At 68.0% G+C, this 23303-nt stretch carries 19 protein-coding genes and 1 pseudogene; 12 read left to right on the forward strand and 8 right to left on the reverse strand.

The window, feature by feature from the left end:
- The first annotated feature begins 84 nt into the window (after positions 1-84).
- The 4 genes from HH311_RS11025 (at position 85) to HH311_RS11040 (ending at position 5269) form a co-directional block, all read left to right on the forward strand.
- A complete protein-coding gene (locus HH311_RS11025; protein WP_169183711.1) occupies positions 85-705 on the forward strand; it encodes a TetR/AcrR family transcriptional regulator in 621 nt (206 codons plus the stop codon).
- 1066 nt (positions 706-1771) lie between these two features.
- On the forward strand, positions 1772-2176 hold the full coding sequence (locus HH311_RS11030) for a hypothetical protein (protein WP_169183712.1): 405 nt from the start codon (positions 1772-1774) through the stop codon (positions 2174-2176).
- A 1045-nt stretch (positions 2177-3221) separates the two neighbouring features.
- A complete protein-coding gene (locus tag HH311_RS11035; RefSeq protein WP_169183713.1) occupies positions 3222-3863 on the forward strand; it encodes a TetR/AcrR family transcriptional regulator in 642 nt (213 codons plus the stop codon).
- The gene (locus tag HH311_RS11040; protein ID WP_169183714.1) at positions 3860-5269 is read left to right on the forward strand and encodes a cytochrome P450; all 1410 of its coding nucleotides are present in this window, start codon (positions 3860-3862) and stop codon (positions 5267-5269) included. Before HH311_RS11035 ends, HH311_RS11040 begins: the two co-directional genes overlap by 4 nt.
- Here the strand turns inward: HH311_RS11040 and HH311_RS11045 are convergent.
- Positions 5266-5481, reverse strand: coding sequence for a hypothetical protein (locus HH311_RS11045; RefSeq protein WP_169183715.1), 216 nt, complete (start codon positions 5479-5481; stop codon positions 5266-5268). The two genes, HH311_RS11040 and HH311_RS11045, sit on opposite strands and share 4 nt — an antisense overlap.
- A 438-nt stretch (positions 5482-5919) precedes the next feature.
- On the opposite strand from HH311_RS11045, the gene HH311_RS11050 reads away from it, so the two are divergent.
- The gene (locus HH311_RS11050) at positions 5920-7185 is read left to right on the forward strand and encodes a TRAFAC clade GTPase domain-containing protein (protein ID WP_169183716.1); all 1266 of its coding nucleotides are present in this window, start codon (positions 5920-5922) and stop codon (positions 7183-7185) included.
- An 80-nt stretch (positions 7186-7265) separates the two neighbouring features.
- Entirely contained in the window at positions 7266-8234 is a 969-nt protein-coding gene (locus HH311_RS11055; protein ID WP_169183717.1) for a hypothetical protein, read from the forward strand.
- 28 nt (positions 8235-8262) lie between these two features.
- Here the strand turns inward: HH311_RS11055 and HH311_RS11060 are convergent, their stop codons facing one another.
- Complete coding sequence (locus tag HH311_RS11060; protein ID WP_169183718.1) at positions 8263-8856, reverse strand: hypothetical protein; 594 nt, start codon at positions 8854-8856, stop codon at positions 8263-8265.
- A gap of 122 nt (positions 8857-8978) precedes the next feature.
- Between HH311_RS11060 and HH311_RS11065 the strand changes: the two genes are divergently transcribed.
- The gene (locus HH311_RS11065) at positions 8979-9731 is read left to right on the forward strand and encodes a hypothetical protein (protein WP_169183719.1); all 753 of its coding nucleotides are present in this window, start codon (positions 8979-8981) and stop codon (positions 9729-9731) included.
- A gap of 121 nt (positions 9732-9852) precedes the next feature.
- On the opposite strand, the gene HH311_RS11070 is transcribed toward HH311_RS11065, so the two are convergent.
- The 6 genes from HH311_RS11070 to HH311_RS11095 all read right to left on the reverse strand — a co-directional run bounded on the left by HH311_RS11070 (position 9853) and on the right by HH311_RS11095 (position 17779).
- Positions 9853-10242 (reverse strand): type VII toxin-antitoxin system HepT family RNase toxin, encoded by a 390-nt coding sequence (locus HH311_RS11070; RefSeq protein ID WP_211190122.1) that lies wholly within the window; start codon positions 10240-10242, stop codon positions 9853-9855.
- A gap of 16 nt (positions 10243-10258) precedes the next feature.
- A complete protein-coding gene (locus HH311_RS11075; protein WP_169183720.1) occupies positions 10259-10645 on the reverse strand; it encodes a nucleotidyltransferase domain-containing protein in 387 nt (128 codons plus the stop codon).
- 223 nt (positions 10646-10868) lie between these two features.
- The gene (locus HH311_RS11080; RefSeq protein ID WP_169183721.1) at positions 10869-12323 is read right to left on the reverse strand and encodes an HNH endonuclease signature motif containing protein; all 1455 of its coding nucleotides are present in this window, start codon (positions 12321-12323) and stop codon (positions 10869-10871) included.
- Positions 12324-12518: 195 nt separating this feature from the next.
- Complete coding sequence (locus HH311_RS11085; protein WP_312030078.1) at positions 12519-13343, reverse strand: SGNH/GDSL hydrolase family protein; 825 nt, start codon at positions 13341-13343, stop codon at positions 12519-12521.
- Positions 13344-14400: 1057 nt separating this feature from the next.
- On the reverse strand, positions 14401-16779 hold the full coding sequence (locus HH311_RS11090) for a hypothetical protein (protein WP_169183722.1): 2379 nt from the start codon (positions 16777-16779) through the stop codon (positions 14401-14403).
- Between the two features lie 43 nt (positions 16780-16822).
- Positions 16823-17779 (reverse strand): patatin-like phospholipase family protein, encoded by a 957-nt coding sequence (locus HH311_RS11095; RefSeq protein ID WP_169183723.1) that lies wholly within the window; start codon positions 17777-17779, stop codon positions 16823-16825.
- Between the two features lie 1318 nt (positions 17780-19097).
- Here HH311_RS11095 and HH311_RS11100 point away from each other — a divergent pair.
- The 5 genes and pseudogenes from HH311_RS11100 (at position 19098) to HH311_RS11110 (ending at position 23181) form a co-directional block, all read left to right on the forward strand.
- A complete protein-coding gene (locus HH311_RS11100; protein ID WP_169183724.1) occupies positions 19098-20411 on the forward strand; it encodes a DUF1800 family protein in 1314 nt (437 codons plus the stop codon).
- A 4-nt stretch (positions 20412-20415) separates the two neighbouring features.
- Positions 20416-21138 carry a twin-arginine translocation signal domain-containing protein gene (locus HH311_RS31595; RefSeq protein WP_312030079.1) on the forward strand — a complete coding sequence of 241 codons (723 nt, stop codon included), beginning with the start codon at positions 20416-20418 and terminating at the stop codon, positions 21136-21138.
- Positions 21139-21222: 84 nt separating this feature from the next.
- A pseudogene (locus HH311_RS33215) lies at positions 21223-21327 on the forward strand (hypothetical protein); the annotation flags it as partial.
- A 119-nt stretch (positions 21328-21446) separates the two neighbouring features.
- Positions 21447-21638, forward strand: coding sequence for a hypothetical protein (locus HH311_RS33220; protein ID WP_312030091.1), 192 nt, complete (start codon positions 21447-21449; stop codon positions 21636-21638).
- Between the two features lie 751 nt (positions 21639-22389).
- Entirely contained in the window at positions 22390-23181 is a 792-nt protein-coding gene (locus tag HH311_RS11110; protein ID WP_169183725.1) for a WecB/TagA/CpsF family glycosyltransferase, read from the forward strand.
- The last annotated feature ends 122 nt before the right edge of the window (positions 23182-23303 follow it).

Genomic DNA, 23303 nt, shown 5'->3' on the forward strand with positions numbered 1-23303 from the left:
CTCGGCCGCCACTACATCGTTCATCGCCACCCCACGAGCCTCACGTACTTGTTGGACAACACGCAAGTTAGTAGGGTGGCACTCGTGCTCAGTGCGGACGAGAGGGAGCGTCCGACCCAGGCGCAGCGCCGTGAGCGCACCGAGGCGGCGCTGCTGCACGCCGCGGCGGAGCTCGTGGTCGAGCGCGGCGTGCGGGCGTTGACCCTCGCCGCCGTGGGCACGCGGGCCGGCTACAGCCGCGGGATCGTCTCCCACCACTACGGGTCGAAGCAGGCGCTGGTCGACGCGCTGGCGCGGGCCTCGCAGACCGGGTTCGTGCCCGGTGTGGTGCACCCGGCCGGGCTGCAGCGTCTCGTCTTCCTGATCGAGGGCTACGTCGCCGCGCTACCCGGCGCGGACACCCTGAGCCGCTCCTTCCTGCTGCTGTGGGCCGAGGCGGCGACGAGCCACGAGCTCGCCGAGGTCTTCCGCGAGCGCGACGAGGCCTTCCGCGCGGAGCTGCGCGCCGACGTCGTCGGGGGCATCGACGCCGGCGACATCCGTACTGACGTCGACCCTGTGGTCACCGCGGTCGCGATCGTCGGACAGCTGCGCGGCGTCGGTCTGCAACTGCTGCTGGCCGAGGACACCCTCGACCCGACCGTGCTCGCACCGGAGATGGCCGAGCAGTGGCGCCGGGCGCTGCGGGTCGACGCCCGGAGTTAGAACGACCTCCGGCATTCCGACCCCTGGGCACGATGCGCGCACACGGCGGCGAGGCGATCGAGTGCGCCCAGCCCGAATCGGCACCGGTCGCAGCTGGGCGATTGCCGTCGGAAGCGCTCTCGGGCACCGAGTGCTCCCGACTCGGTCTTTCGACCAACGGTTACGACCGGAGACCCCAGCACGGAGGCCTCTCCTGATACCGAGCGATGATCCCGGTCGGCGGGCCGAATTGCCCGGCGCCCCACCGCGACGAACAGGCACCTCACGATCCACGGCTGGACCTCCTGGGTGTCGAGCAGCGCGAACTCGCGGTACCCGCGCTCGAGGTCCCCCTCGCTCGCCACGCCACCGGTGACCATCGCAGGTTGGCCGCCCACGTCGGACCGCCCAGCCGCACGTCCACCTCAGCGAGGCCGCAGCCGAGATCGGCGACGTGTGCCCCCTGACCCGGCCGACCGCCGCAGATCGCCGTCGAGCAGGTGCACCCCGCGGCCTGCCGGAGGCGCTCGGTCTCGACGTCGTTGGATTCCAGCTCTTAGCCCGTCACCCACGCCGGGCTGTCCGGTCGATGAGAGCAGCTACCGACGGCTCGTGTTTCGCCGTCCAGCCGGCGCGCGGGCGCCGCGATCCATCGAACCACGCCGCAATACGTAATTGTGCGAACCCGTCGAACACGGCCGCGGACCGGGTCCGGCGACGATGGCCGAGTCGGTGGCGATAGCTCCGGCAGGCCGAACGTGGCGATGTTCCCCCCGCCGCAGCAATGCCGTTGGTCACTGCTGGCCGTCGACGCACGCGGCTATTCGTACACCACGTGTTTCTGCGAACACGGAACGTGGCCGAGCGGGAAAGTTCGACGGGGATTGCATCGTCGACCGCAGATCGACGGCGCGGACAGCCCATTCACCTCGGACATCCGGCCTCAATCTCGACCCCCGTCGGCCACCGGGACAATCACTCATCCAGCGGATTCCGTGTTGTCGGATCGGCAACGCATCTTTGGCGTCGTCAGGGGGGCACGGGAACCGGCTAGCCCCCATAATCCGAACGAACCGATCGGGGAACCATGTTCGACACGCCTCCCGCGTCCGCGATCACCGCCACTGACACCGTGACGGTGCTCGATCCCGACGCCACTCCGAACCATGTGCTCGAGCGGGACAAGCCGTTCACCATCCAGGTTGACTTCCAGCTCAACGGACCGAATGTCCAGTTCCTCGGTGGGCAATGGACGGTCACCGCGTACGCGACCGGCCTCAGCCTTCCCGCTTCGGTCAACCTCGGGAGCGCGACGACGCCGTTGGTCCCCACCGACGGCCATGCCTACAGCGTGCCCATCATCGTTGCGGCGAATGCGTTGGCCGAGGGCGTCTACCAGATGGTCGTCGTCATCACCAATCAGAACGGCGGTCAGGACACGCAGATGGCCGGGTTCAACCAGGGCACCGTAATCGACATCCGCGAGCCCTGAGTTCTCGCGGTCCGCCGGACCCCGGTCCGGCGGGCCGTCCTGGTCAGCGAAGCCCCCGCCGAACCATCTCGGCCCCGAACAGCTCACTGTCCATCCTCGCCACAGCGAGATGATCGATCCGCTCCTGCGAGTCCTCGGGCAGTAGAGAAAGCCGCCACGTATCCGCCGTCTTCAGCTCCCAGGCCCTGCGCACGTGTTCGTCGGGCCAGTGCTGGAGTGTGCTGACCGGCACGCTCGCTCGTAGATCCATCCGGTCTCCTCGACTCGAACCCTGTTGCCTGGTCATTCGCATGATGACACGCTTCTCGACGATCACCGGGCCCGGGACGGCGTCCGGTGGGCAAGCCACTCGCAGGCAAGCTCGATCCGCCCGTCTCGAGGTGGCGAAGCCGGGTGTGCCTTCCACCCGGCGTCACGGCTGGATGACCTGTGCACTGTCTAGGTTTGACCTCACGCGGTTCCTGGTGCGCGGCGGCCACGTGATCACGGTGGACCCGGCCCTCGGGGACCTCCCCCGCGGCGACGTCTTCGTCGAGGACTGGCGGACCGCCGCAGTGGGCCCGCCCCGCGACCGACGCCGGCGAGACCGACGTCCCCGACGGCACCGAGATTCTCGACGCGACGGGCCACATCGTCCTGCCGGGCGTCGTCGACACGCACCGCCACACCCTGCAGACCGCGTTCCGCGGGCTCGGCGCGGACTGGTCGTTCGACCAGTACCGCGTCGCGATGCACGGCACGCTGCGGCCGCACTACCGACCCGACGACATCTACCTCGGCACCCCGCCGGGCGCCTAGAAGCATTGAGCTCGGCGTGACGACGATGGTCGACTGGTTCCACGCCGCCGACCGCCCCGAGAACGCCGAGACCGCGCGTCGCGCCGGCCCCGCAGGTCGACGGCGGCTCGACCGTCGAGGACAACAGCTCGAGCGGTGCGACGACGTCGTCGGGGCGTGGCAGCAGCGCCTGCGCCCGCGACGTGACCGCCAATCCCTTCCCGGGCGACACTGTCGTCCTGACAGGGCTTCCTGTCAGGATGGCCGCATGCCCACCCGGACCTTCCAGGGCGCGAGCGCGGAGGAGCGCGTGGCCGAGCGCCGCGCGCGGCTGCTCGACGCCGCGCTGGACGTGGTGGGCGAGCGTGGGGTCGCCGACTTCACGATGACGGCGGTCTGCCGTGCGGCCGGGTTGACCGAGCGGTACTTCTACGAGTCCTTCGCCCGCCGGGAGGACCTGCTCGCGGCGCTGTTCGACGCCGTCTCGGACGCCGCGCTACGCCGGGCCGAGCAGGCGGCCGCGGACGTCCCGACCGCCGACCTAGAGACCAGGGCCCGCGCCGCCGTCCGCGCGACCGTCACGCTGCTCGCCCGCGACCCCCGGTCGGCCCGGCTCTACCGCGAGGCCGTCGGGCACCCGGTGCTCGCCGCCCGCCGTCAGGACACCGTCGCCGCGTTCGCGGGGTTCCTCTCGCGGCTGATCGTCGACGCGCACTCCGCCCTGCGGGACACGGACCTGACCACGACGACGGTGCTGCTCACCGCCGGGATCGTCGACGCCGTCGGGTTCTGGCTCGACGGCCGGCTGCCGACCGACGCCGAACACCTCGTCGCCCGCTGCGCCCGCCTCGTGGTGGCCGCGGCCGACGACCATCTCACCGAGCAGGCCCCCACCCGGGAGGGACGATGACGGCACCGCTGACGCTCCGCATCCAGAGCGGCCTGGCCGCGGCGTTGAGCCGGGTGCCGTCGGCCTCGGCACCGCTCGCGCCGCCCCCGCCCGGGAGCGGTCTGGAGCCGGTCCCCGGCGACTACGGCGCACCCGCCGTCGGGAGATCCCTGGAGTTCGCCGCGGACATGCTCGCCTTCGGTCGCCGGCGCTACGAGCAGTACGGGCCGGTGTCGTGGACCGGGGCGTTCGGGCGGCGGATGGTGTCGGTGCTCGGACCAGACGCGCTCGGCCAGGTGCTCGTCAACAAGGACAAGTACTTCGGCAACGCCGATGGCTGGGGCTTCTTCATCGGCCCGTTCTTCCGTCGTGGTGTGATGCTGCTCGACTTCGAGGAGCACCGCACTCACCGCCGCATCCTGCAGGAGGCGTTCACCCGCGACCGGCTCGCCGAGTACCTCGAGGTGATGAACCCGCGCATCCGGCGCAGCCTCGACCACTGGACCACCGGCGACGGCATCCGCATCTACGACCGCATCAAGCAGATGACCCTCGACATCGGCACCGAGGTGTTCGTCGGCGACGAGCTCGGCCCGCGGGCCGACCGCGTCAACCGCGCCTTCGTCGACACCGTGCACGCGGGCGTCGCGGTGGTCCGCGCGCCCGTCCCCGGCGGCTCGTGGAAGCGCGGGCTCGACGGCCGGAAGCTCCTCGAGGACTACTTCGCCGCCCAGATCCCGGCCAAGCGCTCCGGCGAGGGCCGCGACATGTTCAGCGTGCTCTGCCGCGCCCGCAGCGACGAGGGCGAGACGTTCTCCGACGACGACGTCGTCAACCACATGATCTTCCTGCTCATGGCGGCGCACGACACGTCGACGATCACGCTGTCGATGATGAGCTACCTGCTCGCGAAGAACCCGGAATGGCAGGAGAAGCTGCGCGAGGAGTCGTTCGCGCTCGATTCCGACGAGCTGACGAGCGCCCAGCTCGACTCCCTCGTCTCCCTCGACCTCGCCATGCGCGAGACGCTGCGGATGTACGCCCCGGTCGGACAGCTCGCCCGCATCACCGTCCGCGACGCCGAGCTGCAGGGCTTCCACATCCCCGCCGGCACGCTGATGTCGCTGGGCATCCACGCCTCGCAGCGCATGGAACCGTGGTGGCACCGCCCCGACGAGTTCGACCCCGACCGCTTCGCCCCCGAGCGCGCCGAGGACAAGTCCCACCGGTTCGCCTGGATGCCGTTCGGCGGCGGGGTCCACAAGTGCATCGGCCTGCACTTCGGCGGCATGGAGGTCAAGGCGATCATGCACGCCATGCTGCGCCGCTTCCGCTGGTCGGTCCCCCACGACTACGTCATGCCCATCGGCCTGACGACGGGGCCGACACCAGCCGACCACCTCCCGCTGCGCCTCGAACGGGTCTAGCGGGTTCCCGACGCCGGGCGCCGCCACCGTCGCGCGCCTGCGCGCTCTCCGGAGCGCGGTCGGGCGAGGGCGATGTCCGGGGCCGGCTCGAGCGCCGCCAGGCGCGCTGCTTCCGCCTGCTCCTGGGCCGCGATCTGATCGGCCTGCGAGCGGACCGACTCCGCGAGCTCGCCGGCCTGCCGCTCGATCCCGCCGGTGGCGACACGGAACATGCGGCTCGCCGCCCGAGCAGCATGGTCACGGCAAGGCGCTGGTCCGCCATCCGCCCAAGGACTTTGCGCCAGATTGAACGCCTCGAGACGGGCCCCGGGCGACGGCCGGACCTCCTCGATCGCCCGACCGGCATCTCCGGCCCCACCCTGACCCGGTGATCGAGCGGCTCGCCTCGCACCGAGGAGCCCCCGCGTCGAGATGGTTCCCGGCAGGTCCCTCGAATGCATACGAGAACAGCATTGGTGCATCGGGGTGAACCCGCCAGACGAGACCAAAGCACCGCTTGCTCTGAGTGGGTAGTTCTCCCCTTTCCTGCGGCTGAACGTGCCTGTACCGCCTCACATGCACCAGTTCACTGGGTGATGATAAACACAGTGTGAGTACCCTGCTTCGACTAATCGCCCGCTACCGAGGAGAAGTGCGCGGAGGGACACAACATGATCATCCTCGTTCTGCTCATCTTGCTGCTGGTCGTGGCGTTCGTGTTGTACAAGGTTTTCCACAGTCCCTCGAAGCTTCCCCCGGAGCCGGCCGTCCCGACCATTAACGTCTTCGCCCTCGGGTGCAGCGGCACCGGAAAAACGGTTCTCCTGGCGAGCATGTTCCGATCTCTCGCCACTCCAGCGCAAAATCGGAGCTTCTACTTCGAAACCACGCTCCAAAACGCGACCTATCTCAACGATACTTTCGAGCGGGTCGCAGACCCGCGCAGTCCGGAGTGGGCGGCCTCCACGCTGCCCTCCCAGTTTCGCGAGTTCATCTTCACCTGTGTCGGGCGCCGGGGGGACTTGAAGCGCGAGCTGATGCGGGTCCGCTACATCGACTACTCCGGCGAACTGCTGGAGCGGGAAGTAGAGCAGGGTCGCCCGCAGGCCGACCGACTGGACGGGGAGCTCCGCGACGCCCACGTCCTCCTCGTGATGATCGACGGCGAACAACTGGTAAGCCTGATGCGCGGTGAAGCCGAGGGACAACGGTACCTCGACTTCACCGTGCATCCGATGATGCAGATGGCAAGCAAGGCCGCGTGTCCGATCCATTTCGTGGTCACGAAGTGGGACCTGGTCCGAGAGTACGGGGAGCCTTCGGAGGTGGGCGACGATGATCGCCTCTACGACGTCGTCGTCCAGCTGCTCAGCAACCACTACTTCAAGAGCCTCGTCAGCTACCGCAGCGAAGAACAGACCGTCCGCCTGATCCCCGTCAGCGCAGTCGGCAAAGGATTTGCGAAACTGGATGCTCAGCACAGGGTCGTGAAGCGACCCGGCGGCCGAATCCACCCTCTATACGTCGAGTACCCGATCATCGCCGTCCTGCCAGACGTCTTCAAGTACGTAGAACATCAGATATCGTCAGCCGTGAAGCGAAAAATCGAGAAGGACGTGTGGTCCAATGCGCGGAGCCGCGCGGGAGACGTCTTCCAGCGCGCAGTCGTCGTCCTCCAGAACAACGAGTTCCGCTCCGCCATCGTCAACGGCCTCGGAATCCCGATGGCCGATCCGCTCCTGGCCCTGTTTCTTGCCTGGTTCAGCAACTCGGACACCAAGGATGAGGCGCTCGCCCAGAAGGTCATGGAAGCAGACCGTCGCCAGTCGCTGTCCGCTGCTGTTCGCCTCGCTGCCCTGGAAGACCTAGAGCGCGCGGTCGCCCGGCTCGAGGGTGCCCTCCCGTCGTCTGTGCTCGCCGCAAGGCCGCGAACGTGAACCCGCGATCAGAACCGAACAGCCGGGCGTGGCCCTTCCTCGTGGCACGAGGGCGCCACAGAGGCTATTCAACGCTTCTGGTGCCGGATTTCCTGCAGGAGGCGGGCCTCCCGGGCCTTCTCAGCGAATTGGTCGAGGCCACCGACGTCGCCGATCGGGAGTGGCGGCGGTCGAGAACGATCGAGTCAGACGCCCTTGGTCCGTTGACCATCGTCTACATCGGCCGCGTGGCAACCGTCGAGGACGCCACGCAGAGCACGGGCGTCACCGCCGACGGTGCCGGATCGCGTGGGCGACTGCTCGACCGCTACAGCCGCCCGATCTCGATCATGTACGGACTCGTCTACCGAGTACGAGACGCGACACCGTCCAAGGCCCTCATGGCTCAGGCGACGTCGGAGGCTCTGCGGGTGTTCACGGAGTTCCTCGAGAACGAAGACAGCTTCGTTCCCAGGACCTCCGTGTCGTGGTACCCGCCCGAGCTCGACGGCGGATCCCGGGCGCCCACTCGGTCGCCGACGTTCGAGGTCGAGCGCGCGAACGAACACGGACGAGCCGAGGGCTATCTCGACCGGCCGGGCCCCCGACGACCGCCTCCCCCGCATCGTCCTCACGCGAAGCGATGGGTGGTCGTACTTGTCCTCGCGCTCGTCGCCGCCGCCGGTGTCATCGTCCTCTTGCGAGACATCAGCAGGGAGACCTCGCAAGTCACTCACGTCTCGGTGGACGCGATGCCCTTGACGACCGCGCCGCTCTGTTCTGGCCCGACCCCAGTCGTGCTCACTGGCGCGATCGATGCCACCGCTGGAACGCACGCCGACTACCACTGGGAACTCGATCCCGCTCTTACGGATGATCAGCTCGCCGGAAACCACGACGTGCCGTTCTCGGCGAGCGAGAGCCAACTGGTCACCCAGGTGGTGATTCTGAGCGGTCAGCAATGGAGCTCGGTCGGAAAGGCCAGACTCGTGGTGACCGCGCCCAACGCCATGGCAGCGGACGTGCCGATCAAGGTCACCTGTCAGGGTGGCCCCGAGTCGGGCCGATAGTCTTCCGTGACTCAGCCGGGGCCTGCTGTCACCCGGCGGCGTCGATCTCCCGACGAAGGGCGCGCGCCATGGCCTCCTGACCCGCCTTCACCGGGTGGAACGACCCAGTGGTGTAGAACTCCTCGGCCTCCACCCGCAGCGCGCCGGCCGAGGGCGAGACGACCTGCCCGACGTCGAACCGGAGGGCGTTCATCCACGGGGTGGGACGGTCGCTGAAACCACAGCTGATGGTGTGGCCCTGGTAGCCACCGAATTCGGCCTCGACGTCGACGACGTGGACCCGGGGGTCCGCGAGGCTCGCGACGCGCTCGCGGATGCGCTGGTTGAGCCGGATCCCCAGGTCGACCATACGGTGCGACGTGTCCACGCTCAGGCCAATGCTGCCGACCCCCGCGAGGTTCTCGACCGAGCAGTCAGCGGTCGTGTCCGACGATCGCGTGGGGATCATCGGCGGGTACAGCAACACGTAGACCTGTGCGTCGGTCGAGCCGAGAATCGCGCGGCAGAGCTCGCCGAGCCGGTCGGCGATGGCGTCGATGCGCCAAGGGCCGTCGCCCTTGCGCTGCCGGGCGCCGCGGTGGTCGTCGACGCCCTCGTCGCCGTGCTCCCGACAGCGCGCCACTTCCTCGGCGCAACCTCGGGCACGGCGACCTCACGAATCCTCCGGAGGTAACGTCGTCGAGCCCCTCCGAGGTCCCTCGCGAGCGACGCGACGGGCAGGGTGAATGCGAAGGCCAGAGAACGATGCGGTCCCGGGTGTGGCTGGTCCTCGTCGTGGCCGTCGTCGTCCTGGCGGGGTGCGCCGGTGTTCCGGCGCCCACCGGAGGAGCCGCCGTCGGCTACCTCGATGCGCGCAGCGCGTCGTCCCAGCGTGAGGACGGGGCGGCCACGGTGGTGCTCCCGACGAGCATGCAGGGCGCGACCCTGCTGGTCGCGGTCGCGATGGGCGACGGACCGGGGCCCGGCGAAGCGAACGCGCAGGCGCAGCACTCGGTGCTGAGCGACAGCACCGGTCGGGTCTGGACCGAACGGCTCCACCACATCGTCTACGGCTCGATCGTCGACGTGTACACCGCGCCGGCCAACGGTCACGACGCCGGGTCGACGATCAGCAGCACGATGGCGGTCACCCACGGCGACGAGGGCCACGGCCTGACCGTGCTCGCCTACCGTCACGGCCACGTCGGATCGGCTATCGCCGCCAACGGCAGTTTCGGGCTGCCGCACCTGCGCGACGACGCGCCCGCGGGGAGCGACGTGCTCACCGCGTTCGTCGACGGGCGTCAGAACACTCCAGCGGTTCCGGTGCCGGGTTTCCGCCCGTTGGCGGTCCTGCCGGTCGACGGTGGACCGACCGGCGACCGCGACCTCTATCAGCTCGAACAGCTCACCGCACCCGGCACGTGGCCCGGCGGTCCGCTGGTCACCGGCAACACGGCTCCCTCGGCCTCGGGGTACTGGGGGCTGGTCGACATCACCATCGAGCCCGGCACCTGACCGGAAGCACGGTCCGCGACCGAGTCGCCGAGGCGCCTGGGGGAGCCGAGGTCGACGAGCTGGGCCATGTGGCTCTCAGGCAGGTCGGGTTGCCTGGAGCGCCGGCCGCGAGGGCAGACCGTCAGACCGAAGGGAGCCATTCGACGACGGCGACGGCGAACCGGTCGAGATCGGACAGGTCATCCAGACGGGACACCACGATCGCATCGTCGACCGCGACGTACTCGTGCACCAGGACGTTGCGGAAGCCGACCGCCTGCGCCAGCTGATCGGCGAGGACGGCGTCCATGACCCCGTGGCGGGCGAGCAGGCGGACGGCATCACCGTTGTCGGCCGGCGGACCCCATCCCTCCGACGAGCACAGATGCTGGGCGATGTCCACGCAGGCCTCGATGGCGGTGACGAAGGTGTACTTCACCCCGGGCAACCACATCGGATCCCGACGACGTCGGTCGTCGGCCGACGCCTCGGCGCGCAGCCGAGCCAGATCGTCCGACACCGCGCGCAGCAACCGCAGCACCCGAACCTCATCGACCACGACGCAGGCCCTCGGCGAACTCGCGATGCGCCCGCTCCAGACGCGGCCTCTCATCGAAGAAGATCTTGCGGGTCGTGGCCACCCAACGAACCCGCGCGGGGGGATCGTCGTCGAAGAGCACCAACCCCTCCTGCGCGATGCGCCCCCGCAGCTCGAGCGGCGCCGTGTCGAGCACGACCAGATCGACCCCGTGGGGCAGCGTCACTTCGAACGACGCCGGCGCCGACCCGCCCCACCACGCCCCGACGTCGACGTCGGAGTCCGTCCGGTGCGTCCCGGAGGCGCGACTCCCGTGCAGGAGCGCGAAGCGGGCACCGGCCTCGCGCAGCGCCGCCACGACCTCCTCACGCAACTCCTCGGGGACGTCCGCGATCACGTCCCGAGTCTGACACGCGATCGGGAGGACGGACCGGCCGTGTCGACTGTGTCGGCCGGCGAACTCGGCCGGCCCGTCAAGCGGTCTCGGACGGCGTTCTTGCAGCTCACCGCCCTCCCCGTCGAGAAGGGCTCGGGGTCGGCCGGTGAGGGTCTCGGGCGAGATGCGGCTCCCTGAGCGCACGCGTGCCCAGACGGGCGGCGTCGAGCGCCGCCCGTCGAGATCAGAGCACCCCGGGTCCACCCGGGATCGGATATCGCTCGGGGTCGATCCACGCCGGCGGCGTGAACCAGGGCCGGCCCTCGCTCATGGTGATCACCCAGTCGCCGTGGTGGATCAGGTGGTGGTGGTAGGCACACAGCAGCGTCAGATTCGCCAGGCACGTCTCGCCACCGTCCGCCCAATGGTGCACGTGATGAGCGTGACAGCGTTCGGGACGCCGATTGCAGCCCCGGAACGTGCATCCGCGATCCCGGAACACCAGCGCCCGGCGGATCGCCTCGGGGATGGTGTACGACATCCGTCCGACGTCGAGTGGCTCGGAGCGGGTCCCCAGCACCATCGGCACAATCCCGGAGTCGCAGGCCAACCGACGGACCTCGGCGGGGCTGATCTCCTCCTCGGCGCCCACCAACCCGTAGCCGATCTGCGAACGCAGCCACGAGAACGGCATCGACACCGTCAGCAGCGCCCGTCCGGGCGCGCGGGACCGCAACGCCGGCGGGATCTCCCCGCCGGCACTCGTGGACTCCTCGGTGGCCGCGGCCGCGTCGTCCGCTTCGGTGCCGGGAGCGGCAGCGTCGTCGGCGTCGGCGAGGTCGCGCTCGTAGCGCTCCCGACGGGCGATGTCCTCGGGGTGGCGCTGCTCGGGACGCAGGTGCCGCGGGTCGGGCTCGCCGCGTTCCGATGGTGCGGTGGTCTCCCCCGGGTGGGCCCGGTCCTCGGGCGCCACCGTGTCGCCGATCCCCTCCGGGGCCATCGCCTGCCCGCACAGCTCCAGCAACGCCGCGGCGTAGCGCGCCTCGAGTGACCGGTGATCGTCCGCACCGGCGCGGCCCGACAGCGCGTCGAAGGCCGCGAGGATCAGCTGACAGTCGGCCCGCCCCCGGAACCGGCCCTTGAGCACCAACGACCCGTCCTGACGGCGCCCCACCCGCAGCTCGTCGCTCGGCTCCGGCTCCTCCTCCGGCGCGACCCCGTCGGGATCCAACGCCGCGATCAGCTGGGCGGCCACCCGCGCCAGCCCGCGCGGTGCCAACTGCGCCGCCTTGTCGGCCAGGAACGCCTCGGCCTCGCTCAGCGCCGTCGGATCGATCCCGTCGACCCGCTCGAGGTAGCGCATCGCCTCGTCGATCACCCGCACGTGCGCCCGGTCGAGCACCCCCGCCGCCGCGACCGGCGCGGTCGCCGACAACCGCGGCTCACCCACCGCCCCGTTCAGCAGAGGCGGCGCACACAGCACCCGCGACTGGCGCACCAACCGGCGCGCCTCCCCCAGATCGACCCGCCACAGGTCCTGCACCAACCGCTCGGTCGACCCGTAGCCCGACACCTCCGCCGTGCCGGTGAACTCCAGCCGAGCGACCTCGCACAGCACCGCGTGCTCGGCGCGCCGGGCGGCCACCATGACCTCCTGGGCATGGCGCATCACCGCCTCGTCGACCACCGAACCGCTCATGGGGGTGACTGTAAACGCACCCCCCGACAACGACCCTCCAGCAGCGGGAACGCCGATCGGGTCGGTCCCGGAAGTCTCGAGCGCAGGCCCGGCGCGAGTTCGCCGACCGCCGCGAACGCCTGTTGGACGCCGCGCTGGACGGGGTGGGCGAGCGTGGGGTCGCCGACTCTCCACGCCCAGAAGCGGGCGCCGAGCTCAGTCGAGTCCCAGCACCACGACGGCCTGGTCCGCCATGGCCTTCTCCCCCAGGGCGTTGGGGTGGACCGGGACGAAGTTCGTGGAGCCCGCGACCGGTTCGACCCACCGCGTGCCGATCGGCTGGCAGGCGTCGTGGCCGGTCGAGACGCCGGTGACGTCGATGTACGTGACGCCGGTAACGCCGGCCGCGCGCTTCACCGCGTCGTTCAGCGTGGCCTGCACGTTGTCCAGGTAGGGCACGTCGCCGGTCGCGATCGGCATGACCGGGTAGCAGCCGGTCGTCGGCGGCAGGATCTGCAGGTATCCGGCGATCGCGACCCGCGCCTTGGGTGCCTTGGCCCTGACCTCGGTCAGCGCCCTGACCAGATTCGGGTAGGTGCTGTTGTTGATCGTGTTGACGAACGTGTCGCCGTACATGTCCTTGCAGGGGCTGCCCTGGCCGGCGGTCTGGGCCGCCGCGGCGCCGCACTTCTGGATCGTCCCGGTGAACACGCCGTTGTCGTTGCCCCCGATGGTCATGGTGACCAGTTGCGTCTGCCGCGACAGCGCGTCGAGCTGTGGCGGGACGCCGGGGTACTGCGAGGTCGTGTAGTCCGTCGTGTCCGCTCCGCTGCACGAGACGTCGGTCAGCTGGTAGCCGCGCGTCGCCGACAGATCCCGGGCCCAGTTCAGCGCCGACTGGGCACATGCGGGCGGGGAGCCCGGGGCGGGCGGCACGATTCCGGCGCCGGCGCTGTAGCTGTCGCCCATGTTCACATAGCGCGTGCCCGTCTTCGCCGAAGCGATGGCCGGGGCGACGACCAGGGCGACGACGGCGAGCACGGCCAGTCCGGCGCGCAGGAGAAGACGTCCGGGCGAACGCATCAGCAGGCCCCCCTCACCGAGCAGCCCGCAGGTCGCTCCTCCGGGCACCCAGGTGATCGGTGAGCTCGTCGCCGGTGTTACCGCCGCCACACCCACCCTCCCGCGAGCACGACGTCGACCAGCCGGTCAGGGCCGCGACATGTTCAGCGTGCTCTGCCGCGCCCGCAGGACGAGGGCGAGACGTTCTCCGACGACGTCGTCAAAGCACATGATCTTCGCATCATGGCGTGCCGCGGAGAGCCGGTGGAGCGCATGGAGCCGAGCCGGCATTACCCCGCGGTGCTCGGAGGCGGTCGCCGCCGTGGCCTAGTACTGACTCTGCTTTGCGTTCAGCGCCCCGCGCTGCGACTGGGTGGTGGCGAGGTCGGCTTTGGTCCGCTGCGGGTTCCACGGGGCGTCGCCGTCGATCCGCTCCTCGGCGTCGCGCGTGGCCCTGTCGAGGGCCGCCTGAGCGGCATCGCGCTCGCCCTTCCTTTGGTCGGTAAAGGCCTGCTCTTGGCAGTGCAGTGCCCGATACCCGGGACGCCAGAGCGGCCTGGGAATCCTGCGTGTTGCAGATCGAGGCCTGCTCGGCTGTTTCTTGGTCGGCGTCGGCCTTGGGCAGGACCGCGCGCCGACGTTGCCCTCTTAGCCCGTCGGGCCCTCGCGGAGAGCATTGTGGCTGCCGTTGCCCTCATCGGATCACTCGCGTAGCAATACTCCGCGATGCCGCCAGCCACCAGCCACCAGCTTGCTCAGAGCTCAATTACGGTCAACGCAGGTGCGGAGCGTTCTGCGGGCTACGCAAGACTGTTCGGCGGCGCAGATGGGGAAGACGGCCCGTACGGGCGCCATGGCAAAGCGTCCATTCGACGCCACCTCAACGACCAGGAAGTCCGCGACTTGACGCGGAGAAAGCGGCTCGTCAGCGAAAGCGCATTATCGGCCCGGCGATGTCAAGTCCTCCCAGACCTCGCGATCGCGCTCGAGCCAAGGCGGCCGTTCAGGTCAGAGACAGGGCGGTATTCGACGGAACTCACTGGTTCCGAACGATTGGCTCCCACATCGGCTCCTGTCGGATGACGCGCGAGGACTGCGCGCCATCCGCTAGACACCGTACGCGCTCTGATGCCAACACTGCCCTGTTCAATCCAGTCCGGACATCAAGTGCATTGGCTCCCGTCTTGATGATGTAGAACAGACCAATATTCACGGCCGCCACAACAGTTACGTAAACTCCTGTATCCTTAAGCACTCCAAGATAGATGGGTACCGCGAACGCCCAGACGATGATGACATAGAAAGCCATCGATGGACCCCATTGTCTGTAGCCGTCCAAGCCCGTGATCTTCTGGTGCGGACCCGGCAGGGTGCTCAAGCCCAGCTCACGCCCCCTGCGGAGGTATCGGTCCGCGAAGCTTGCGCTTGAGAGGTTCGCAAACAGGACTCCTGTGTACCCCATGGCGCTCGCAATGGGCCACCAGCGTGGATTGACGAGGTTGCAGGCAAGAATCAGCGGCAGGGACCAGACCGCCATCAACCTGGTAACGAATTCTGTCGCCCCACGAAAGACTCCACCCAGAAGCCGTGGACTGTCCGCGACACGCGTCGTAAATGAGCCTAGAATATTTTGGTAATAGCGAGACCCGATCAGAGCAAAGCTCAAGCCGATGACCCGAGCGGGCAGATTGCTAATCACCTCGCCGAGGTGATATGTCGGCATTTGAAGATCGTCAACGAAGGGGATGGAGCCTTGCGGAAGACCGAGAGCGCGCATCCCGACTTGCGCTCCCGGACCGAGTACGTCGATTCCAAGGTCTCGAAGGAACCACAAGATCGAAACGAGCGCGGTGATGTAGTACGTGAAGGACGCCAGTATCGAGAACCGAAGCAGCCAGCGAGCATAGAATGAACGGCGCGGGTCGCTCAGGACATGCTCTTGACGCTTACGGACTCGGTACACCCGATACCGCTTTTTCGGCTCGCGCGACAGCGGAAGGAGACTGCCCAACGCCGCGCTCACGGTGTCGTGGTCGTATGGTACAGCGGCGTCGCGATCGTCGGCAGACGAGACCAGCGCGCCTTGGGTGGCGTCGAGCTCTTGGGTCAGCAGTACGGCCAGGCCTTCGTAGGGATTCCGCCCGACAGCATAATCAGCGAATACAAGCAGTCGGCGCGACGGATTCGAATCGATAAGATCCTCGACAGCCCGGGCCACAAGCGGCGCTTGGCCATAGAAGCGGTCAGGAATGACCCCGTCGCGAGCGCTTCCGACGTTGCCGAGCATGATCAGAATCTTGCCGATTGAGTAGAGGTCGGTGCGCCACGCATTCTCTTCGGCGACCTCTCGGTCGTCGCGCACCTCCGGAGCGACGAAGGTTCCGTCTGGAGTTTCAGGACCGCCAACGGCGCGAGTATAGAGATAGTTCCGACCGAAGTCGATGAAGGTGACTGAGTAGGAGCGGCCGTCCGCCGAGGGCGTGAACATGACATTAGAGGGCGATAAGTCCTCGTGAACCTTGTTGTTCCGCCGAAGTTCAGCCATCGCTACGAGAAGCGGAATCGCTAGTCTGCGGATAAGATCAAGTCGAACATTGCCGTCTGCCCGACCCCGCCGGTCAAGTTCTTTGGTGCGAGTGAGCAGCCCCAGGTACGCTTCCCTGAGGGTTGTACCCTCGACGAAGTCCATGATGATCCACCGGCGTGTACTGGACCAGACATGCACCATCGTGGATATGTGGTTTCCTTCCCGCCCTTCTGCGTTGTGAGACTGTGCGTACTTCTCGGTCTCATTGGCGATTAGTGGAACGTTCGCGTAAGGCAGAAGGAGGATCTTGAGGACTAGCTTTGCACGCTGACCCATCCGCTTCCTGGCACGCGCCTTCAAGATCACCGAGGTAGAGCCGTGCCGAACCAACGTCCACCCGTCTTGCAGGATCGACGTCCACTCGCTCATTTCTTCGGAGTCGGCCTCAGCATGCATCTCGTCCAATCCCGAGTCGGGTCGATAGAGAGCGATCAGTGCCTCACGCACCTCTGGCTCTGACACGAATTCACGGCACGTCTGATCGCAAAGGTGATTGCTGGTTCGTTGATGCTCTGCCGCGTCCGTTACACCTGCCTGGTCACGTCCTGCTTCCTGCATGGTGACGAGCGTGATATACAGCACGGCTAGGAAACCGCGCATAGCTCGGTCATCTGAGGCCATTCCCACCGGCCGCTCGGAAAGCCACCGCTCGAGCCGGGCTACGAACTCAGGCCGTCGTACTCCCACGTAAACCAGAAACGTCGCGGGCTCCAACGGGAGACCGCTCAGCGCCGCGTTCCAGTCACTTCGGCTGGAGCAGCAGGCGCGTAGAGCACCAGCCTTTTCCGATTCGCTTTCGTCGCCGATCATGTCCGCGATGACACTCATCACTCGAGCGGAGTACTCGGCCCTCGTCTCCTCGAATGCACCGTCAGGCCGAACCGCGGTCGTCACCTGTTCCCCCATGTCGAAAATTGCTGCTGAAAGTCGACGCGCCAGCCATCCCGATAAACCGAATAACCGGCTCGATCTCCTCGTTCTCGAGAACTGCATACGGTACGCGGTAGGCTTTGCCCGCACCTCTAATTAGTGCACCGCGCTCGGCCTCGTTCCGACGAATCTCAGGGTCATCGGGGAGAGGGGCGAGGTCCAGGATACTAGGATTCGAGGCCGCCTTCATCCTGCCATTCCGCAGCAACGGCTTGTCGATCGATGCATCCTTCTCGAGACTATTGATGAAGGCGTCCCCCAACTCGTCCCTCATTCGGTTGAGCCACGGTCGAACAAGGTAACGGTTTGTTCTCGACACGGCGGGTTGATGAGACATCGGCTTCGTACTGAGGGAAAGGATGTGTGTGCACTTATCGGCGACGGCCGCTGTATACGGATGGAACTGCACAACACCGCCATCGATGAAGGGCTGACCACGAAAGTTGGCTGCCCCATAGGTGGCCAGCGGGAGCCACGTGCTAGCCCTCAGCGCGTCACGAACATCGTTATCGTCTTTGTAGGGATACGCGTCTTCGCGTCTCATTTTGGAGACGTTGGTGACCAGTATGTGCAATGGCCGCACGCTCGATCGGATTTGTCCGTAGTCGAGGGGCTTCCGTCGAGCCAGGACCTCGTCGTATACGTAGTCGAGATCCATCACTGGCTTGCCACGATATAGTCGACGATAATCGAGGAAGTTCTTTGTCGTCAGGTCGTCGAAGTAGATGTTGAGCGGGAACCACGTCGCCCCGTTCAAAAAGTAAGCCGCGTTGACCGCACCCGACGAGCAGGCGTACACATCATCGAACGAATCCGCGAATCCCAGGTCTTCGAGCGCGCACAGCATGGCGGCAGAAACTACGCCGCGCAAGCCCCCGCCTTCGACAGCTAAACCCACCCGATATGGGTCTTTCCTTACTCCCGGCTTGCTGCAATTCGCTCGACGGTCCAGTAGAACCCGCCGGACGTCGTGCTCGGTGTTCCACCATCGACGAGCCGCGTCGTGGCTCAAAGCCCTCGCCCCCCAAGAGCACTCTCACCCAAGCAGGTCCTCCACCCACCAGAACAAGTATCGCTTCCACCCTACGGCGTGTTATCAGTCCTGGCGATCCACTTGATGAGTTGTTTACACAGCCACTTGGGGCACCCGCAGTCGTCAGTTGCCGGACTAATGCGTCGACGACCTGGCGGCCCCGGCCCATCTCGGAGGGACTCTCCATAGGTCGAGCTCGCCCTTTGCTGGTGTTGTGGGCGGCGGTACTCGATCGGTATCGTCCGGTACACCCGTCGTCGGAGTTCCCCGAAGTTCACCCCGGACATGCTGGCCTTCGACCGACAGGGCTACGAACAGTACGGGCCGGTGTCGTAGACGGGGCGGGAGCGTTCGGACGGCGGACGGAGTCGGTGGTCGGGTCCGACCCGCTCGGCCAGGTGCTCGCGACAACGACACCTCCAGGTCCCCGGCCTGGTAGGACAGTGACCGCGGCGTCGTCCCGGACGTTCTGGGTCGCCCGATTGACCACAGTCCGGAACGGCAATGTCGGGCTGCCGCGACAGCCCGCCGATGCCCTGGCGGCAGCGACGTGCCCACGCCATTCGTCGGCGGGGCGCCAAAACACGCCAGCCGCTCCGGTCCGGATGTTCCGCCCACTGGTGGTCCTGGTTGTCGACGGCGGGCCGACCTGCGACCGCGACCTCTTCAGCTCACCGTGCACGGCAGCACCTGCGGCGGTGGCCCGCTGATCACCGACCGGACGGGTCCGCCGGCCTCGGTGTACTGGAGCCTGCTCGACGTCACGATTGAGCACGGCAGCTGACCCGAAGCAGGGCGCGCGACCGAGGCGTCGTGAAACGGTTGCAGGCCGTCCGAAGAGTCGGAGACTCGCTAGCTTCAAGAGGCCCCGGCCCGCCGGGTCTGGGTTGCACTGGCTCATGTTCACCCAAGTGCCGGACGGTGGATCGTCGTTCGATTCACTCGAGGTTGTCCTCGGATCGCGTGAGGCCGATGTTCCTCACTGCGTACGGGAGCACCCGGATAGACCAACGACACGCAGGCCTTTACACCCGCCCGGGGTAGCGTGCCATTCGTGCGCGCCGGGGTCCGAGCGCTGTTTGCTGCACTCGAGGCTGGACGGCCGCGCGGCGTCCGGATGATCTCGATCGTCCGATCACGGCACGGCGTTGTCCGGCACCCCGGCCCTGCTCACACTTGCTGCGTGAAACCGGTCGAGGAGCGGGCCGCGGTCCGGCGCCTCTACGACCGGCTCGGGCTGGGTGCGCGCCGCGCGGACATCGACCACGGCGTCGCGCAGGGTTTCGACGCCACCCTGCAGGAGTTGCTCGACCCGGACCCGGCCGACCCGGGCGCCGCCGCCACTCCAGTCCCGAAGATCGACCCCCTCGACCCCGCCGGCGTCGACGACCCGCGCCGCCTCGACGTCAAGGCGGAACGCGCGGACCAGCAGCAGGCCATGAAGATCTGGTGGCTGGACCGGATGGCGGCGGTGACGGCGCCCGTCCCGGAACGCCTGGCCTGGTTCTGGCACGGCCACTTCGCGACCAGCGAGGACAAGGTCAACCGCCCGAACCTCATGCTGGCCCAGAACCAGACCCTGCGGCGGCTCGGGCTCGGCGACTTCCGGAGCCTGACGCGGGCGATGGTCGCCGACCCGGCCATGATCCTGTGGTTGGACGGGCAGACCAACCGCATCCAGCAGCCCAACGAGAACCTCGGGCGCGAGCTGCTCGAGCTGTTCACCCTCGGGGTCGGGCACTACAGCGAGACCGACGTCCGGGAGTCGGCCCGGGCCCTGACCGGGTGGAACGTCGACTTCACCAGGGGCACCGCGTCCCTGCGTCCCGCCAAGCACGACGCCACGATCAAGACGGTGCTGGGGCGCCCGGCGACCTACGACGCGGACGGACTGGTCGACGCCGTGATCGCGACTCCGGCGTCGGCCCGCTTCGTCGCGACGAAGCTCTGGACGCGCCTGGTGTCCCCGCTCCCACCCGACCCGGACGAGCTCGAGCGTCTGACCGTGGCCTATGGCCAGCGCACCGACATCACCGCGCTCCTGCGCGCCCTGGCCACCTCCACGACGTTCCAGGACCCGGCGTCGTCACTGGTGAAATCCCCCGTGGAATGGGCCACCGGCCTGGCGCGCGCAATCGGGGCGAGGCCTGCCGAGCTGGACGCCACGAACCGCAAGGGCCTCGTCGGGAACCTGCAGGCTCTCGGCCAGGTACCGTTCCGCCCTCCCAACGTCGGGGGGTGGCCGGCCGGGCAGGCGTGGTTGACCCCGACGGCGACCGTGCACCGGTTGGCCGTCGCCCGGACCCTGCTGCGGCAAGCTCCTCCGAAGGGCGCACCGGCCGGTGGGAACGCCCGGGTGGAGTGGGCCCGGGCCACTTTGGCGGTTGACCACTGGAGCGACCGCACCCGCAGAGCGCTACGCGGGGTCGCCGACGGCAGCGCCACCGATCTCCTGGCCGCCGCCGCGGTCAGTCCCGAGTACGTCGTCAGCGGGTGACCCGGTGCGGACGACGATCCCGATCCTGACCCGTCGCCGGTTCCTGGCGGCCACCGGCGCCACCGGAGCCGCAGCCCTCCTCGCCGGCGCCACGCAGGTGCCGTGGTCGGACCTGCTCGGCGCGGCCGGCGACCTGGACCCGAACGCCGGCGTGCTCGTGGTCGTGACCCTCTACGGCGGCAACGACGGCCTGGGCGCCGTGATCCCCGCGACCGATCCGGCCTACCAGGACGCGCCCCCGGAGCTCGCGTACCAGCCGTACGAGGTGCTGGACCTCGGCGACGGCCTGGGACTCAATCCCGCGCTTCGGGGCTTGAAGAGTCACTGGGACGCCGGGCGCCTCGCCGTCGTGCGGGGCGTCGGGTATCCGCAGCCCGACCACAGTCATTTCCGCTCGATGGCGATCTGGCGGACCGGCTCACCGACCAGTCCGAGTGGAGCTGGATGGCTGGGCCGCTGGCTCGACTCGGTTCCCGACGATCCACTGCGCGCCATCTCGTTGGAACCGGTGCTGCCGCCGTTCCTGGTCGGCGACCGCGCCGTTGCATCCACCACCGACCGCGGCGGGCTCGACCTGCCGGGCGGGGCACTTGGGAACGCGGTGCGCGGCCTCGGCACAACGGATCCCGACGACGGCCCGTGGCGGGCCCGGGTGGCGACCTCCATCACCCACCTCCAGACTCTGCAGCACGTCGCGGGCGGCACCGTCGACCACACGCATCCCTAGGGCGACACCGAGCTGACCCGCCAACTCGACACCGTGGCCGCGCTCGTGGAGGCACGGGTCCCGACTCGGGTGTACTCGGTGTCGATGGGCGGCTTCGACACCCACGCCGACGAACGCGGCGCCCAGCAACGCCTGCTCGGCCAGCTCGACGGGGCTCTGGCGCCGTTCGTGAGCCGGATGGCAGCCTCGCCGGCGGGCCGGCAGGTGGTCGTCCTCGTGTACTCGGAGTTCGGACACCGGGTGCGCGCAACGCCAGCGACGGCACCGACCACGGCACCGCCGGCCCGGTCTTCGTCCTGGGCCACCACGTGTCCGGCGGGTTCCACGGCGAGCAGCCCGGCCTCACGAAGCTCGACTCCGGCGACCTCCGTGCCACCGTCGACTTCCGTGACGTCTACGCGACGCTCGCTGAGCGGGTACTCGACATCGATCCCGAGCTGGTCGTGCCGAGCCACCCGGGTCGGCTCGACGCGCTCACCGGCGCGGCCCGTCGGACCTGACCTGCGTCAACGCGGCGCGGCCGGCAGGCGAGCTGTGCGCTGCGCCGGTCCTGGGACCGGGACCCCGAGAGCATCGAGGATCTCATCCTTAACGATGCCTGACACTTCGCTTGCACTCCCGGGCACCTCAAGCTGCGCCCGTCGCGAGTGGACCCGTCGTGGTCCGTCGCCTCGTCCACCCGCGTGCTGTCGCCGCCCACCGCGCACCCGTGACCAGCACCACGCGGAGCAGTCTTGACGTCCACTCACCTATCGCTGAGTGCGACGAGGGTCGTCCGAAGATTGCCCTGAAAGGCTGATGAAAGCTAGCTCCAGTCCCCTTGGCCTGCGCGGACGATGCACCTTCTCGACAGTCCCATTTTGGACACGGAACGCACACCTGGCAACCTTGGATGGGCTGCTCCGAATGGATGTTCCAACATCTCGATCCTCGGCGCGTCGGCGAGACACGCCGTCACGAGGTGAACCAGCTGTAGCGATCGAGAAGAGCGCGTCGATGACCTGTCCGAGAGGCGCTCTTGACCGAGCGCCGCCAGCCGGGGGGCGCTTGCAGGCGCATAGGGGGGAACAGAACGTGAGCACGGAGCCAATCATTGACTCTTTCGGAGGACACGCCCCGCTGGGTTCAGACAGTGCTATCGGCCGCAAAGCAAGGCCCGTGGAACGGCCCAGCACCTTCTGGCGAGCCTGCGACCGCTACGCGGCCGAAGTCTTCGTCCCATCCGCTCGCACCGGAGCAGAAGACCGCTTGGTGGACCCTGTCGAGACCGTCCAAGTAGCCGGTATGACGCTTCACCCGCTGACCGTGCCGCAGATCGTCAACGAGATCGTCCTTCGCTCGTTGACTGGTGAACGCATGCTGCTGGCTAACCACAACCTCCACAGCCTGTACCTGATGCAGCGCGACCCGCTCATCCAAAGCTTCTACGACCGGGCCGAGCGCACCATCATCGATGGCACTCCGATCCTTCGGATGGCCCAGAGGAAGAAGGACGACCTTACTAGCGCTCACCGCGTTGGCAGCACCGACTGGCTCGGGGCGCTCCTACACGTCGCCAACGAGGCGGGCCTCCGCATAGCTCTGCTTGGCGGTGCGCCAGGGGTCGCGGACCGAGCCAAGGATGAGATCGTCCAGCGCTTCGAGGGCATCGAGGTGGCCGCACACGACGGCTTCTTCGACACCACTCGCAACTCCGCCGACAACCGGGCGGTCCTGGATTGGATCAAGCAGTTCCGCCCCGACGTCCTCCTGGTCGGTATGGGTATGCCTCGGCAAGAGCTCTGGGTGCAGGAGAACTACGACGACCTCGCGGCAACCGTCACCTGCACTGTCGGCGGATGTCTGGACTACATCGGAGGTGCGCAGGACCTCGCGCCGCGGTGGTTGGGCCAGTACGGACTCGAATGGGCGTACCGGCTTGCCCGGAGCCCCAGACGTCTCTCGCGCAGGTACCTCGCCGAGCCGCCGGCTGTCGCATTCCATTTGCTTCACACACGCTTGAGGGCCTCGGCCAAGGGCGGGGCAGACCAGGCCTCTGTGTAGCTCGACCTTGTACGGTTCAACTCCACCGCGGTGCTGCTGCGTGCGAGGAGCTGCTCCGGGACCGGCGCTTCTAGGCGAGAGGCCCGGCTCACTTGCTTCGGGCGCGCTTGCACCCGATGCCG

Origin of the sequence: Actinomycetospora sp. TBRC 11914 (assembly GCF_012933465.1) — a bacterium.
Taxonomy (GTDB): Bacteria; Actinomycetota; Actinomycetes; order Mycobacteriales; family Pseudonocardiaceae; genus Actinomycetospora.